This window comes from Candidatus Aeolococcus gillhamiae, assembly GCF_016464765.1.
GTDB classification, from domain to species: Bacteria; Chloroflexota; Dormibacteria; order Aeolococcales; family Aeolococcaceae; genus Aeolococcus; species Aeolococcus gillhamiae.
Genome location: NZ_JAEKNS010000078.1, coordinates 1 through 14,716 on the forward strand (window position 1 = coordinate 1; position 14,716 = coordinate 14,716).

A 14,716-nucleotide genomic window follows, 5' to 3' on the forward strand; every position below is an offset into this window, starting at 1 on the left:
CCCCCAGCGTGGTCGCGACCGCGTCCAGCTCGTCGCGCAGCCGGCTCGCGTCGACCGCTCCTGCGCCGGTGGCGGCTGCGTCCAACGGGCGGCGCACGGCGTCGAATCTCGAGCCCGCCTTGCGAAGCAGGTGCAACCCGAGGCGGGCGGCGTCGCGGACGTCGGTCTGCGGCCCAAACCCCGGCGCAGCCGCGGCCGCGCACAGGGCGAGCTCAGCCAGGCGCGCCTGCCCGTCGCCGTTGATCACCACCGTCTCGGGGCCGACCTGGCCGTGGAAGAGGCCGCCGGCGTGCAGGGCGGCGAGGCCGCCAAGGATGTCGTGGACGGCGGCGATGGCCCGTTCCGGGGCGATCGAGCCGCGGCGCAGCACGGCGGCGAGCGCGGCGCCATCGCACCACTCCGCGATCAGCCGAAAGGTACCGCCGTCGTCGACCAAGTCGTACACCGCCAGCAGGTGGGGATCGCGCACGACCGCCGCTTCACGACCGATGTCACCGAGTCGTTGGATGAACCCCTGGGTGGCGGCCAGGTCGTGACGGACGTTCTCAACGGTCACGCGCAGACCGCTGCGCCGGTAGCGGCCGTCGCTGATGGTGCCGCCCCAGCCTTCGCGGATCGGCTCCCCGACCTCGTAGTCGCCGCCCCCCTCCGGTCCGGCGATCTCTCCGCCGTAACCGGGGGGATCAGGGGTAGATACCACGGACAGCGGTGGCGTCGGCGACGCGCTTCACCGCGACGAGATACGCGCCGAGCCGGAGCGAGACGTGGTGGAGGTCGGCCTGCTGGCACATCTGTGCAAAGGCGCGGCGCAGGATGCGCTCGAGCTGCTTGTTGATCTCGCCCTCTTCCCAGAAGAAGGACTGCAGGTCCTGCACCCACTCGAAGTAGGAGACGGTGACGCCGCCGGCGTTGGCGAGGATGTCGGGAACCACCACCACACCGCGCTGCTCGAGGATGAGGTCGGCGTCCGGGGTGGTCGGGCCGTTGGCTCCCTCGATGATCACCGACGCCTGGATGCGCCCGGCGTTGCGCGCGGTGATCTGGTTCTCCAGCGCCGCGGGCACGAGGATGTCAACCGGCAGCTCGAGCAGCTCGCTGTTGGTGACCGGGCGCGAGCCGGGGAACCCGGCGACGCCACCGGTGGCGCTGCGGTGGTTGAGCAGTCCATGCACGTGGAGTCCCATGGGGTTGTAGACGCCGCCGGAAACGTCAGATACCGCGCAGATGCGGAAACCGCGCTCGGCCATGAGCTCGGCGCTGACGCTGCCCACGTTGCCGAAGCCCTGTACTGCGACAGTGGTGGCGTTGGGATCGCGGTCGAGCCGCTTGCAGATCTCGATCGCAGTGATGGTCACACCACGTCCGGTGGCGCTGGGCCGCCCCTCACTGCCGCCGATGTCGAGCGGCTTGCCCGTCACCACCGCGGGAATCGAGTAGCCGGCCTCCATCGAGATGGTGTCCATCATCCACGCCATCACCTCGGCGTTGGTGTTGACGTCGGGGGCCGGGATGTCGGAGTCGGGCCCGATCAGCATGCTGATCTCGCTGGCGAATCGACGGCTGAGGCGCTCGAGCTCGCGGTGACTCAGCTCTTTGGGATCGACCACCACACCGCCCTTGGCGCCGCCGTAGGGGATGTTCATGAGGGCACACTTCCACGTCATCCACATGGAGAGCGCCTTCACCTCTTCGAGGTTGGTCTGGGGATGGAAGCGGATGCCACCCTTGGCCGGACCGCGGGTGGTGTTGTGCTGCACGCGATAGCCCTCGAACACGCGCAGCGAACCGTTGTCCATCTTCACCGGGAAGCGCACCAGCAACTCCCTGCGCACTTCACGCAGGACCGCACGGAGGCCCGGGGAGAGGTTGAGGATCTGCGCGGCGTTGTCGAACTGCCGCTGCGCGTTCAGCCAGGGGTCATCGGCCGGGAGCGCGGGCGCCGGCGCGGTCGCGGTCACGCAGCCAGCCTACCAGCCCGAGATGGATGCGAACAGACGATCCCTATACTCGCGCCATGGCCACCAAGGGTGAGGCGACACCGCAGCAGGCGCACGACGCAGTGAGCTCCGGCGAGGCAGTGCTCATCGACGTTCGCGAGCCGTGGGAATGGGAACAGTTGCGCATTCCCGGCGCTGTCCTGATCCCGCTTGCCGAGGTGCCGCAGCGTCTCGACGAGATTCCCGACGACCGCGATGTCTACGTGCACTGCCGGCTCGGCGGACGCAGCGGCAAGGCGGTCGAGTTTCTCCACGAGCACGGCCGGCCGCGGGCGATCAACGTGGTCGGGGGCATCGAGGCGTGGCAGGATGCTGGACTCGAGGTCGAGGGCGGGGGCTGACTCTGCGGGCGAGGGCCGCCCGTTAGTGGTGCAGCACCAGGACCAACACCGCGACCGTGCCGATCAGCAGCAACGCCACGAGGACCAGCGTAGTGTGAGAGCGCGCGCCGGGGTTCGCCTCGCGGGCGCTGGGGAAGACCGGCGTGCCGGCACCAGGGCGTGCCGGCGGTGGGGCGAGTGGGGGCACCGGTTCCATGGCCGCCGCGGGCGTCCACGGCCGGGGTTGGCCAGGTCGATCAGCCGGCGGCGGCGGATCCGGGGCCCGTGGTCCATCGGTCGGCGCCCCGTTCATGGGTCGGGACCGTAACGCAGTCGGCCCGGGCACAGTCAGCGCGCTGCGTACCATCGCGCGGTGCCACCCATCTCGCTGCCCGACCTCGCTCCTCTGGCGGGGCTCCTGGTCCTGCTCGAGCTGGCGGTCGGAACCGTCGCAGTGAGCGCGGCGCTGGACCAGGTGGGCAGGGTGGGCCGCGGTTTTGCGGGGACGACCGCGGCCATCTGCGCGCTGATCATGGGCGCCGACCTGCTGCTGATCTCCGGCAGCTCTGACCTCGGCGGGTTGCTGCACGCCCGCGTCGACAGCGCTTCGGTGGCGAACTTCGTCCACTGGGCCGTCGCGTTTGCAGCCCTGCTCGCCGGCGACGCCGTCTTCGCGGCGGTCGGCACCGAGATATCCCGGCGCGTGGTCACCGCCGCGACGGTGGCGGTCGGCGTGGTGACGATTGTCACCGCCGCCCTGGCGATCGGCCCGGCGCTCGGAGGCGCCGGCGCGGCGACGCTCGCATTCCTGTCGGCTGCGCTGCTCGCCGGCAGTGCGCTCGCCGGAATGCTGCTCGGTCACTGGTACCTGGTGACGCCGAACATGTCGTTCCGCCCTCTGCGTCTGTCCATCTACGCCGTGTTCGGTGCGGTCGCGGTGGAGTGCGCAGTGATCGCCACCGCCCTGCTCGGCGCGGGGGGCAGCCGGGAACGCCTCCTCTCCGGTGACCAGGCGTTCCTCTTCTGGTTGCTGGTGATCGGTTCCGGCGTGCTATTCACCGCGGCCGTCAACGCTTTCACCCTGTACTTCGCGCGGATCCGCGCCAACCAGCCGGCCACCGCGATGCTCTATGTGCTGATCATCAGCGTGGTCATGGGCCTCGTGCCGGCGCACCTCGTCTACCTGGTCACCCGCGTGGCGATCTGATCCGCATCCCGCCGGGGGCCGCGGCCAGTCGCGCCTCGGTCCACGTCGACACGGCGGCACCGAGCCCGGCAAGGATCAACGCGCCTCCCACGATGGTGGCGAGGCCGATGCGCTGACCGAGGATGAGAAAGGCGAGCAGTGCCGCAAGGGGCGGCTCGCCGAGGAAGGAGAGTGACACCGTGCTCGCCGGCAGCCGACGCAGCGTCCAGTTGAAGACCGTGTGGCCTCCGATGGTGCACACCGCGGCGAGGCCGAGGCAGGCGATCAGGGTGCGCACGCTCGGTGCATGAAGAGTGCCGGACGCCGCGGCGACTCCGACCGCCGCTGCGCTGACGACCGCGTACACCGCCGCGGAGTACGCGGCCACACCGCTTCGCCGGCGTCGGCTCCTGCCGATCAACAGGTACCCGGCGAGCGCAATCCCGCCGGCGAGCGCCAGGAGATCACCGCCTAGTGCATTTCCCCCGGCGGTGAACGCGCCGGCGCAGGTCACCACCGTGCCGGCCAGCGCAAGGACGATGCCGGCAATGACGCGCCCGCTGACAGCGTCGCCGTGCAGGCGCGCCCCCAGGGGGGTGACGATCAGCGGATGCAATGAGACGAGCAGCACGCTGGCGGCCACCGACGTGTACGCGAGGGACGCGGTCCAGGTCAGGAAGTGGGCCGCGAGCAACAGGCCGGCGACCGCGGTGAGCACGGCGTCGCGACGCGAGCCGCCGACCATGCGCGCGCGCAGCTGCGGAGCCGCCCACGGCGCGAGCAGGCCAACCGCCAAGGCCATGCGCAGCCACACGACAGTCGCCGCATCCGTGCGCGCCTCGGTGATGAGAATCGCCGACACCGACACGGCGACCGTCGCGCCGACCAGCGCCAGCGGCGCGGCTCGCTGTGCGATCACGCGCTGTCGAGGACGCGCACATCGGCGAGGTTGCGATACCGCTCATCGTGGTCGAGGCCGTAGCCGACCACGAAGCGGTCGGGGATGTCGAACCCGCGCCAGTCGACGTGCACCGGTCGTGTGCGCCGCGCGGTCTTGTCGAGCAGGGTCACCAGGCGCACGGAGCGGGCGCCGAGCTCGGTGAGATACCGGCGCAGCAGCGCGGCGGTGTGGCCGCTGTCGATGATGTCCTCGACGATGAGCACGTCCCGTCCACGCAACTGCACCTCTGCGGTGGCGGACAACGCGGGCCGTCCGCTGCTCTGCGTACCGGCGCCATACGAGCGAACCGCCATGAAGTCGATCTCCACGGGAATGGTGAGTCGCCGCACCAGGTCGGCGGTGAAGATCAACGCTCCTTTGAGCACGCAGAGCAGCACCACCGGGCGATCCAGGCCCTGGTACTGCGTGTCGATCTCGGCGGCGAGCTCACCGATGCGGCGCTGGATCGAGGCCGCATCCACCAGCGTTTCGCCGAGACCGGCGGTCGGCGTGCTCATGGCCACAGTGTAGGAATCACTCTCAGCCGGACTTCGCCAGCGCCTCCCAACGCTCGTACAGCTCGGCGAGCGCGCCGTTCAATCGATCGTGTTCCCTGCCTGCCGCGGCGCCGGTCTCGATGTCCGCGAAGGTGTCGGGGTCGAGCAACCGGTTGCGTGCCACCTTGAGATCGGATTCGATGGCGGCGATCTCCTCCTCGAGCCGGCGAACGTCCCGCGACGCCGGCGTCGTCGCCCCGGCACTGGAGCCGCGGGTTCGTGGGGCGCGGCCGGCGGCGGAATGCTGCGCCTCGCGTTCGAGCTCGCGGCGCTCGAGGTCGCGCACGCGGAGCAGCTCCGTGTACCCGCCCAGCACCTCGCGGATGCCACCGTCCTCGATCGCCCACGTCCGGGTGGCGACGGCGTCGATGAGCGCGCGGTCGTGGGTGACCAGCACCACCGCACCGCCGTAGCCGGTCAACGCCTGCTCGAGCACCTCCTGGGCGGGGATGTCGAGATGGTTGGTCGGCTCGTCGAGGAGCAGCAGATTGGTCTCCTCGAGCGCGACCTTGCCGAGCAGCAGTCGGGCGCGCTCCCCGCCACTCAACTCACCGACCATCTTGTGCACATCGTCACCGCTGAACAGCAGAGCTCCGAGCACGGTACGCGCCCGTTCCGCGCCCACCGGGTGATCGGCAAGGAGGTCCTCCATGACGGTGCGCGCGTCGTCGGTGGAGTACGCGCTCGTCTTCTCGTCGTCCCCGTCGTCGCGACCGAGGTCCTGGCGGTACAGGCGACGATGGGTGCGCGGTCCGAGCCGGATGGTGCCTTCGACCGGGGGCAGCTCGCCGGCCAGGGTGTGCAGCAGGGTCGACTTGCCGGAGCCGTTGGGGCCGACCACCGCGATGCGCTCCCCGGGGGCGATGCCCAGCGGCCCCATGTGCAGGAGCGCGGATCCGCGTCCCACCTGCAGCTCGCTGGTCTTGAGCAGGATCTGCGAGGTGGGGGCTGTCGCGAATCGCAGTCGTGGGCGTCTGTCGCGCGGCGGTGCGCTCACCCGCTCGATGCGGTCGAGCTGCTTCTGCCGGCCGCGTGCCTCCTTGGCGCGCTGTCCCGCCTTGTACTTGCGGATGAACTCCTCCTGGTGGGTGATGTGCGCCTGCTGTGACTCGAACTCCTTCTGACGTCGCGCGCGCCGTTCCCCGCGCAGGCGGACGTACTGCGTGTAGTTGCCCGGGTACTCCGCGGCCACGCCACCACCCAGCTCGAGCACCGAGGTGCACACGCGGTCGAGGAAGCGCCGGTCGTGTGAAACGAGCACGAATGTCGCGCGCACCTCGGCCATGAAGTCCTCGAGCCACTCGATCGAGGCCAGGTCGAGGTGGTTGGTCGGCTCGTCGATGAGCAGCAGGTCGGCATCGGCGAGCAGCAGCTTGGACAGCTCGACGCGGCGCTTCTGCCCGCCGCTGAGATGTCGTGGGTCGCGACCCTGGAGGGACTCGTCGATGCCGAGCCCGCCGAGAGCCTCGCGCGCCCGCGCCTCGAGGTCGTAGCCGCCAGCGTCCTGGTATGCGTGCTGCAGCTCGCCGTAGCGGGCCATCACTGCGTCGAGGTCGTCCGGGCTCGCACCCATGGCCGCCTCGAGCCTGCTCAGCTCGGAGTGCGTGGCGCGCAGATCCTCGCGCGAGGCGAGGACCTCGTCGAGCACCGTCGCGCCCACCGGGTCCGGCGCGTCCTGGGGCAGATGTGCGATGCGCACGTTGCGCGCGCGCTCGACGACACCCTCGCTGGGTTCGAGCGTGCCCCCGATGACGTCGAGCACAGACGTCTTTCCGGCACCGTTGGCGCCGACCACAGCGACACGATCGCGTGGCTCGATGCCCAGCGAGATCCCGCTGACGATCACCTCGGCGCCATAGGCGACCGCGACGTTGTCGAGCGTGAGAAGCGGCATGGACTAGGTGACGCTCACGCCATCAGGCGCCGAGCGAGACCGCCGGGACGTGTCCGGCGAGCGTGCCCGCCGCCGCGCCCGTCAGTTGATCGAGGGTCACCGGGCCCTCGAACCGGTCGGTCACCACGCCGCTGCTGTTGACGAAATACACCCACGGGTCGCTGCGCAGACCGAACGCCAGGAAGGCGGGATTGTTGGGCAGTGCGTTGGGCTGCACGAAGGCAGGCCCGGGCGGGATGTCGTCCTCAATGTGCTGGAAGGAGAGCTGAGCGCAGTACTGCGTGCAGAGCTGCTTGAGGATCGCCACCGTTGGTCCGCACGTCTTGCTGGGGCAGAAGCCGGGCTCTCCGAAGTACAGCACCATGGGCCTGTGCGCGGCGAGAGCATGGGCGACGGTCACGTCGTGCCAGGTGTCGGGGGGCACGCCACTGTCCACCATGGACAGGGTCACGCCGGCATCGGTCACCACCTTCTGTGCAATTGCCGGCACCGACATCCCCACCGCCAGCTCAGGGCCCCTGGCGGCGACCGTGACGTACGCGTTGCCGCTGACCGGTGAGCCACTCGAGCTGGTGCCGGTGACCACGTAGTTGTACTGGCCGGCGCTGGGAAAGGTGGCGATGCCGACATACACGGGAATGCCCCCGTAGACGGGCGCGATGTCCTCGAGGGGACGGACGCCGATCGACGCGCCACCTGGTGCGACGATCTGGACGGAGACGTTGGCGGCGGTAACCGGCGTTGCCCGGCCGTCGAGCAGCGCGATCGAGATGCGGTTGACGCCGACCAGCAGCGTGCTGTTCTGGGGCTGCACGTTGAGCGGTTGCGCCGCCGGCGCGGTGCAACCGGCCGCCGCGCATGTCTCGGTGCCACCGCAGCTCGCGAGGGGAGAAGATGCCAGCAGCGCAACCGGGACCAGCAGCCAGCCGTGCCTCACACGGTCGCCTCTGCGGGCATCTCGTCGCCGTCCTCGACCACGGGCGCGTCGAGCGGCTCGCTGTCTTCCACGAGCGCGCTCTCGAGGCGGAGGATGCGGCGCAGTATGGCCACCGAAGAGGCGTACGTCGAGTCCATGCCGAAGTACGAGAGGCCGCGCGCGCCCAGTGTGCGAGCCTGTGTGAACGGCGTGTCGGATGCGTAGTGGATGACCCCGAAATCCACCGGCAGGCGCGAGAAGTTGACCGGTTCTCCCATCGGATACCGCGCCGCCTCGCTCATCTCGAACATCGCGCAGCAGTACGGACCGGCCTCCATCTCCACCACCGAGAACGCTTCGCGGTGATAGAAGTCGAGGTAGCCGCGGTTCTGCAGGAACGTGCCCTTGACCGTGACCGCGCGCTGGTTGTCGAGGCCGCTGCCGAAGCGCAGGTAGGGGGCGATGTCCGAGACACGGAAGGCGTTGTCGAGCCAGAAGGTGCTGCCCGAGTGCTCGTCATGGATGACGCCGGAGATCATCACGTCGCCGACATCGGCGTTCAGCGTCGCGGCCTTGCCGAGGACGTAGACACCACGCAGCTCGGCCGCTGTCTCGGCGACCTCGCGCAGGATGTTGTACGCGGCCAACCCCAGCGGATAGTCGACGTTGACGATCACCGCACGGCTGGCACGGAGAGCCGCGGCCTGCACGGGACCGAGCCGCTCGTCGAGCGCGGCAGGGTCGAGCCGGTCGAGCGCGATCACCTGGGCGGCCACGTCGAGGGCGGTGCGGCTGTTCACCGCGATCACCCCTGCCTCGCGCTCCTCACGGCGCACTGCCGCACGTTCGCTGTCGCTGAGCACGCCGCGCAACCACATGCGCGCGGCGTAGTACAGGAGGTTGTCCCAGTTGCCCTCGGCACGGCCTTCACGGAAGGCGCGCAGCTCGTCGCGCAGCTCGTCGGGGCCGCCGCGCTCCACAGCTGCGATCAGCTCGTCCTGGCGGCGCCGCGCCAGCCCGGTCACCAGGTTGCCGAGGCTGTGCGAGTTGCTGCTGACGAAATAGACGGGACGGTCGAGCAGACCCTCGGAGCGCATCAGCCCGGTGACCTGCTGCCACCAGCGGCGCGTCACCCGCGCGTAGCCGACCTGGGTGCCACCCAGCATGCGGATCCGCAGGGAGATCCGGCGCCGGCGCAGCTGCTCGAGCCGCGTGGCGAACGCAGGGCCCCATACCTCGTGGAGATGCGCCCAGTCGTCCTCCGAACCGCCGCAGGCCGCCGCCAGCTCGGCTGGGGTCGCCCCGGGGTCGCCGTTGCCGTGCAGCGCAGCGTGCAGCTTGTTCCACTCGATCTGGAAGGCGACCAGAGTGGGGACCAGGTCGTCGACGTCCGAGGCCGAGGCGATCAGCACCGACAGCGTGCCCCGGCCGTCGTCGTACCAGCGCCGCCGCCGTCCGGGAGCGCCGATCTCGGTCTGCGACTCGAAAGAGCCGAAGCCGCGGCGGGCGAAGATCTCGGCAGACTGGCCCATGACCACCAGCTCAGTGCCGAAGATCGCCTCCGGAAGCCGCCGGACGGCGTACAGGAAGGCACCGAGGTCGAGCTCGGGCGAGTCGGCGAGCGCGTGGAGGCTGCTGCGCATCGCCCGGTGGGAGGCCTCGAGGACCCGCAGGCGCGTCTCGCCCGAGCTCCGCAGCACGGTCGTGTAGGTCCGCCGGTACACCTCCACCGCATCCGCGAGGGCGGCGTCGTCAGGAGCGTGCTCGGTCGACATCGGCCCCGAGAGGGCGGCGGCGGTCGGTCGAGGTCCGGGCAGCGCCATGCGCCCATTCTCCCGCGCGCCGGGCCCGGCCAGCCCTCCGGCCTCTCTGGCCCGCACCTATGCTTGCCCCCGCCATGGGATCAATCGCCGTCACCGGCTCGGTGGCCTACGACACCATCATGGTGTTCGGCGGCCGCTTCGCTGATCACATCCTCAGCGACCAGGCGCACATCCTCAACGTCTCGTTCCTGATCGACCGGATCGATAAGCGTCGCGGCGGGACGGCGGCCAACATCGCCTACACCCTGGCCCTGCTAGGTGAACGACCGCTGCTCTGCGCCGCCGTCGGCAATGACTTCGCGGAATACGGCGCCGCACTCAGCAGGGTTGGCGTGGACAGCTCACGGGCGCTCCTCTGTGACGACATCGGCACGGCCACCGCCTTCATCACCACCGACCTCGACGACAACCAGATCACCGCCTTCTTCCCGGGGGCGATGGCACGGGCCGCCGGGGTCAACCTCGAGGCCCTGTCCGACGTCGAGCACGTGGTCGTGGCCCCGGACGCCCCGGACGGCATGGCGCTGCACGTCGAGCAGGCCACGCGGATGGGTGCCCGGCTCGTATTTGCGCCCGCTCAGCAGCTCAGCTCGCTCACCGAGCAGACCCTGACCGCGGGGCTCGACGCTGCCTGGATGGTGGTCGGCAACGACTACGAGCTCGAGGTCATCCACCGCCGCACCGGGCGTGACGTCGCAGCGCTCGCTGCGGGGGGCGCGGTCGTCGCCCGAACCCGCGGCGGCCAGGGCAGCGAGCTCTATATCGACGGCACCGTGCACCACGTCCCGGTTGCAGCGGCGGCAAGCGTGGTCGACCCCACCGGCGCCGGGGACGCGTACATCGCGGGGCTCCTCGCCGGCCTGCGCGCCGGACGCCCGGCGGCGGTGGCGGGGCGGATGGGCGCGCTCGCCGCCACCTACGTCATCGAGCAGCAGGGGCCGCAGAGCCACACGTACACATGGGACGACTTCGCAACCCGATACGCGGAGGCATTCGGCGAGAAGCTCCTCGCCCCCTGATCGTTACAGTCGTCGACATGGAAAACGCAGTCATCGTCAGCGCGGTTCGCACCCCGGTCGGCACCATGGGAGGTGCATTCGTCGACGTCCCGGCGCCGCAGCTCGGCGCGGTGGCCGGTCAGGAGGCGCTGCGCCGCGCCGGGATCGACGCCGTGGACGAGGTGCTCATGGGCAATGTGCTCTCCGCCGGCCTCGGCCAGAACCCCGCGCGGCAGGCGGCGCTCGCCGCCGGCCTCGTCGAGAGCACGCCATCGATGACCGTCAACAAGGTCTGCGGATCCGGGTTGAAGACCATCGCGCTGGCGGCCCAGGCGATCCGCGCCGGGGACAGCGAGGTGATCCTTGCCGGCGGCATGGAGAACATGTCCCGGGCTCCGTATCTCGTCGAGAGCGCCCGTTACGGCTACCGGCTGGGCGACGGCCAACTCGTCGACGAGATGATCCGCGACGGGCTTTGGTGCGCATTCGAACACTGCCACATGGGCACCACCGCCGAGAACGTCGCCCGCGAGTACGAGGTGACTCGCGAGGACCAGGACGCCTTCGCGGCCGCGTCGCAGCAGAAGGCACAGGAAGCCATCGCCGCCGGTCGTTTCCGCGACGAGATCGTCGCTGTGCCGGTCACCAGGCGCAAGGAGACCGTCGACGTCGACGTCGACGAGCATCCGCGCGCGGGGATGACGGCCGAGGCGCTCTCCGCTCTGCGCCCCGCCTTCGACAAGGAGGGCAGCGTCACCGCCGGCAACGCCAGCGGCATCAACGATGGCGGGGCGGCGGTAGTGGTGATGAGCGAGTCGCGGGCGCGCGCCGAAGGCCGCACCCCGCTGGGGCGCATCCGCGCCTACGCCAGCGCCGGCGTGCCGCCCCGGGTGATGGGCATGGGCCCTGTCCCCGCGGTGCGGGCGGCCCTTCAGCGTGCCGGGCTGTCGGTGGGAGACATCGACCTCTTCGAGCTGAACGAGGCGTTCGCGGCGCAGTCGGTGGCGGTCGGAAGGGAGCTGGGCGTGTCCGACGAGAAGCTCAACGTCAACGGCGGGGCCATCGCCATCGGACATCCCATCGGGGCCAGTGGCACGCGCATCATGGTCACGCTGCTCCACGCCATGCAGCAGCGCGACGCCACCATCGGTGTGGCGGGCATGTGCATCGGCGGCGGCCAGGGGATCGCCATGGTCGTCGAGAGGGTCTGAGGCTCACACCCAGCGCGGCTGGCCGCTGTTGCCCACGATGTACGACTGGCGGAGCTTCCAGTCGATCAGCTGCTTTCCCTGCACTGTCAGCGTGAGCACCTCACCGCGACGCACGTCATCGGACAGCATCTCGTCGAAGACGAAATTGCCGAGGCTGTGCACGATGGGCCGGCCCGCGTAGGTCTCGAACGGCTGGATTACATGCGGGTGCGAGCCGACCACGAAGTCGGCCCCGGCCTCGATTGCGCTGCGCGCCAGCTACGTGGCGGGCGTGTTGCGTTGTGGCATTGAGCCACTGATCCGTTGCCCGGGCGCGACGGCCCCGTCCGGGCTCGCATGAAAGCATGCCTTGTGTTGTGGTGGTTGAGCAACGGATCTCCAATCGATGACGCGCGGCCTGCGCCGCGTGTTGACCGGGCTCGTCGTCGTCACCGTGTTCCTGACGGCAGGTGGTTTCGGCGCCTCCGCCAGCTCCCCGGCGCCGGCGCTCGCCGCCAAGCCGGGAATGCTCTCCGTCGCCGCCAGCCAATCGAGCACGGGTACATACGGGTCGCCACTCATCGACGGCTGCTCGTGGGCCACGTGGGTGTCGCGCTGTCAGAACCTCACCGTCTACGGCAACGGCAGTTCCTTCGACGACGCCGGCTGCGGTGCCCCCAACGGGTGCACCTTCGGCCCTGAGTTCCAATGCACCGAGCTGGCCCAGCGCTACGCGTATTACGCCTGGGGCGAGCCCGCCGTCTGGGACGGCTACGGCGGCGCCAACGGCAGCGCGGCGCAGATGTGGCAGGCGGGGCCGGCGCTTCCTGTGCCCCTGCAGCAGTTCAACCAGGGTGGCGGCATCCCCCCGCAGCGCGGAGACCTGCTCATCTTCGGCCCCGGCTGGCTGGGCAGCTACTACGACGCCAACGGCCACGTCGCGGTGGTCACCGCGGTCGGTTCGACCAGCCTCACCATCGTGCAGGAGAACGGCACCGCCAGCGGCACGGATACGTTCGGGCTCAACGGCACCACAGTCACCGCCAACGGGTACACCCCGGTGATTGGCTGGCTGCACAACCCGGTGATGCCAGGCAGCGGCGGCAGCAAGCTGAGCGCGTCCTCGTCGGGCGGACAGCAGAACCTCTTCTGGCAGGGCACCGACAACCACCTGCGCGAGGCGTGGGCGGTCGGCACCACCTGGTACGGCCCCACGGACCTCACCGCGATCTGGAAGGGAGCGGCGCCGCTGACCTCTGCCCCGAGCGCGGTCTTCGCTCCTGACGGCAGGCAGACCGTGTACTGGCGCGGGGCCGGGGGTCACCTGTGGCAATCCGTGTACAGCAATGGGTGGTCGACGCCGGCCGATCTTTCAACAGGATGGACGAGCGCTCAAGTGCTCCAATCCGCCCCGAGTGCCGCCATCGCTCCTGGCGGTGACCAGATGGTGTTCTGGCAAGGTGCAGGCGGAAGCCTCATGGAAGCGTGGTTCGCCGCGGGGACCTGGTACGGGCCGGCGGCCATCTCGACCGGCTGGCGCGGTGCTGGTCCACTCACCTCGGCGCCCGCCGTGGCGATCAACGCCGGCGGCCTCCAGTTCGTGTATTGGCAGAGCACCAACGGGCACCTCTGGGAGGCCTGGTACGGCAACGGCTGGAACGGCCCGACCGACGTCAGCAAGGGCTGGGGAGGTCAGGGATCCGTCGGCTCGGCACCGTCGGTCGTGGTCGCCGCCAATGGCGATCAGTCCGTCTTCTGGAAGGGCACCGACAACCACGTTTGGGAGGCCTGGTACAACGGCACCTGGAACGGTCCGGCCGACTGGGATTCGCTGGGCAGCATCGCGACGCCTCCGACGGCGACCGTCACCTCGGGAGGCAGCCTGGTCGTGTACTGGCAGAACAGGGCCGGTGACCTGGCATCGTCAACGTGGAACGGTCGCTGGAACGGTCCAGCCGACCTGTCCGCCGTGTGGGGAAACACCGGGCTGCTCGGCAGCGCGCCGGGTGCGACATTGACGCCCGACGGCAGCACTCAGCTGACCTTCTGGCGGGGTACCAACGGTCACCTTCTCGAGGCCTGGTACACCGGCAGATGGAACGGGCCGATCGACCTGACCAGCCGCTGGCCGGGCTCCGCCGCGCTTGCGTCGGCACCGAGCGTTGCGGTCACGCCCGACGGGGGCACGCAGCTGGTGTTCTGGCAGGGCACGGACGGCCACTTCTGGGAGGCCTGGTACACGGGCAGCTGGAATGGCCCGGTCGACTGGACGGCGCGATGGGGCGCCGGCCTCCTCGGCTCGGCGCCGAGCGTGTGGGTCTCGCCTGACGGACGCCAGCAGACCGTGTTCTGGCGCGGCGCCGACGGTCACCTCGACGAGGCCTGGTACGCAGGCTCGTGGAACGGGCCTGTCGACTGGACCAGCCGCTGGGGTTCCGGTACGCTCGCCTCCGCCCCCAGCGCGGTGGTCACCCCGGACGGCGCCGAGCAGCTGGTCTTCTGGCAGGACGGAGCGGGGCACCTCATGGAGGCTTGGTACGCGGGTTCGTGGAACGGCCCCTCCGACTGGTCCACGGCGTGGAGTGCCGGCGCGCTTTTGGGATCCTCGCCCAGCGTCGTGGTGACCCCGACGGGCAACCAGCTGATCTTCTGGCAGGGCACCAACGGGCACCTGTGGGAGACGTGGTGGGGCGGTGCTCGCAGCGCGCCGATTGACTGGGCCGTCGGCAGCAATGTCCGCGCCCAACTCGGCTCGGCCCCCAGCGCAGTCCTGGCGGGCAGTGACCAGTTGGTGTTCTGGCGAAGCCCGAATGGCCATCTCACCGAGTCGTGGTGGGGCGGCGCATGGTCGACGCCGACCGACGTCAGCGGGATCGGCTCGCTCTCCTGACCCGG

The 14,716-nt window shown here is 70.1% G+C and carries 14 protein-coding genes; 5 read left to right on the forward strand and 9 right to left on the reverse strand.

The genetic code is table 11. The annotated features are described in order from the left end of the window. The coding region (locus JF886_RS07520) for a protein kinase domain-containing protein (protein ID WP_502711409.1) at nucleotides 1–700 on the reverse strand (700 nt) is incomplete at its 3' end. Next, on the reverse strand, nucleotides 684–1,958 hold the full coding sequence (locus JF886_RS07525) for a Glu/Leu/Phe/Val family dehydrogenase (protein WP_337311118.1): 1,275 nt from the start codon (nucleotides 1,956–1,958) through the stop codon (nucleotides 684–686). The genes JF886_RS07520 and JF886_RS07525, both read right to left, overlap by 17 nt. A 56-nt stretch (nucleotides 1,959–2,014) precedes the next feature. Between JF886_RS07525 and JF886_RS07530 the strand changes: the two genes are divergently transcribed. Then, on the forward strand, nucleotides 2,015–2,338 hold the full coding sequence (locus JF886_RS07530; protein ID WP_337311120.1) for a rhodanese-like domain-containing protein: 324 nt from the start codon (nucleotides 2,015–2,017) through the stop codon (nucleotides 2,336–2,338). Nucleotides 2,339–2,360: 22 nt separating this feature from the next. On the opposite strand, the gene JF886_RS07535 is transcribed toward JF886_RS07530, so the two are convergent. Continuing rightward, a complete protein-coding gene (locus JF886_RS07535) occupies nucleotides 2,361–2,534 on the reverse strand; it encodes a hypothetical protein (protein WP_337311122.1) in 174 nt (57 codons plus the stop codon). Between the two features lie 156 nt (nucleotides 2,535–2,690). Here JF886_RS07535 and JF886_RS07540 point away from each other — a divergent pair, with 156 nt between their 5' ends. Next, nucleotides 2,691–3,524, forward strand: a complete 834-nt coding sequence (locus JF886_RS07540) for a hypothetical protein (protein WP_337311124.1) — start codon at nucleotides 2,691–2,693, stop codon at nucleotides 3,522–3,524. On the opposite strand, the gene JF886_RS07545 is transcribed toward JF886_RS07540, so the two are convergent. Genes JF886_RS07545 through JF886_RS07565 form a run of 5 tightly spaced genes read right to left on the reverse strand, consistent with a single transcriptional unit; the run spans nucleotide 3,505 to nucleotide 9,633 of the window. Then, nucleotides 3,505–4,422, reverse strand: a complete 918-nt coding sequence (locus JF886_RS07545; protein ID WP_337311126.1) for a DMT family transporter — start codon at nucleotides 4,420–4,422, stop codon at nucleotides 3,505–3,507. The two genes, JF886_RS07540 and JF886_RS07545, sit on opposite strands and share 20 nt — an antisense overlap. Beyond that, a complete protein-coding gene (hpt, locus tag JF886_RS07550) occupies nucleotides 4,419–4,961 on the reverse strand; it encodes a hypoxanthine phosphoribosyltransferase (RefSeq protein ID WP_337311128.1) in 543 nt (180 codons plus the stop codon). Before hpt ends, JF886_RS07545 begins: the two co-directional genes overlap by 4 nt. A gap of 22 nt (nucleotides 4,962–4,983) precedes the next feature. Continuing rightward, nucleotides 4,984–6,894, reverse strand: a complete 1,911-nt coding sequence (locus tag JF886_RS07555) for an ABC-F family ATP-binding cassette domain-containing protein (RefSeq protein WP_337311130.1) — start codon at nucleotides 6,892–6,894, stop codon at nucleotides 4,984–4,986. Between the two features lie 22 nt (nucleotides 6,895–6,916). Beyond that, on the reverse strand, nucleotides 6,917–7,831 hold the full coding sequence (locus JF886_RS07560; protein WP_337311131.1) for a hypothetical protein: 915 nt from the start codon (nucleotides 7,829–7,831) through the stop codon (nucleotides 6,917–6,919). Then, a complete protein-coding gene (locus JF886_RS07565; protein WP_337311133.1) occupies nucleotides 7,828–9,633 on the reverse strand; it encodes a DUF6909 family protein in 1,806 nt (601 codons plus the stop codon). The genes JF886_RS07560 and JF886_RS07565 overlap by 4 nt, the downstream gene beginning before the upstream one ends. Nucleotides 9,634–9,707: 74 nt before the next feature. On the opposite strand from JF886_RS07565, the gene JF886_RS07570 reads away from it, so the two are divergent. Both JF886_RS07570 and JF886_RS07575 read left to right on the forward strand, forming a co-directional pair. Next, a complete protein-coding gene (locus tag JF886_RS07570; RefSeq protein ID WP_337311135.1) occupies nucleotides 9,708–10,652 on the forward strand; it encodes a PfkB family carbohydrate kinase in 945 nt (314 codons plus the stop codon). Nucleotides 10,653–10,669: 17 nt separating this feature from the next. Further along, nucleotides 10,670–11,842, forward strand: coding sequence for an acetyl-CoA C-acetyltransferase (locus JF886_RS07575; protein WP_337311137.1), 1,173 nt, complete (start codon nucleotides 10,670–10,672; stop codon nucleotides 11,840–11,842). Nucleotides 11,843–11,845: 3 nt separating this feature from the next. Here the strand turns inward: JF886_RS07575 and JF886_RS07580 are convergent, their stop codons facing one another. Next, nucleotides 11,846–12,064, reverse strand: a complete 219-nt coding sequence (locus tag JF886_RS07580) for a CapA family protein (protein WP_502711410.1) — start codon at nucleotides 12,062–12,064, stop codon at nucleotides 11,846–11,848. Between the two features lie 163 nt (nucleotides 12,065–12,227). Here JF886_RS07580 and JF886_RS07585 point away from each other — a divergent pair, with 163 nt between their 5' ends. Next, on the forward strand, nucleotides 12,228–14,711 hold the full coding sequence (locus JF886_RS07585; protein WP_337311140.1) for a DUF8189 domain-containing protein: 2,484 nt from the start codon (nucleotides 12,228–12,230) through the stop codon (nucleotides 14,709–14,711). Nucleotides 14,712–14,716 lie beyond the last annotated feature (5 nt).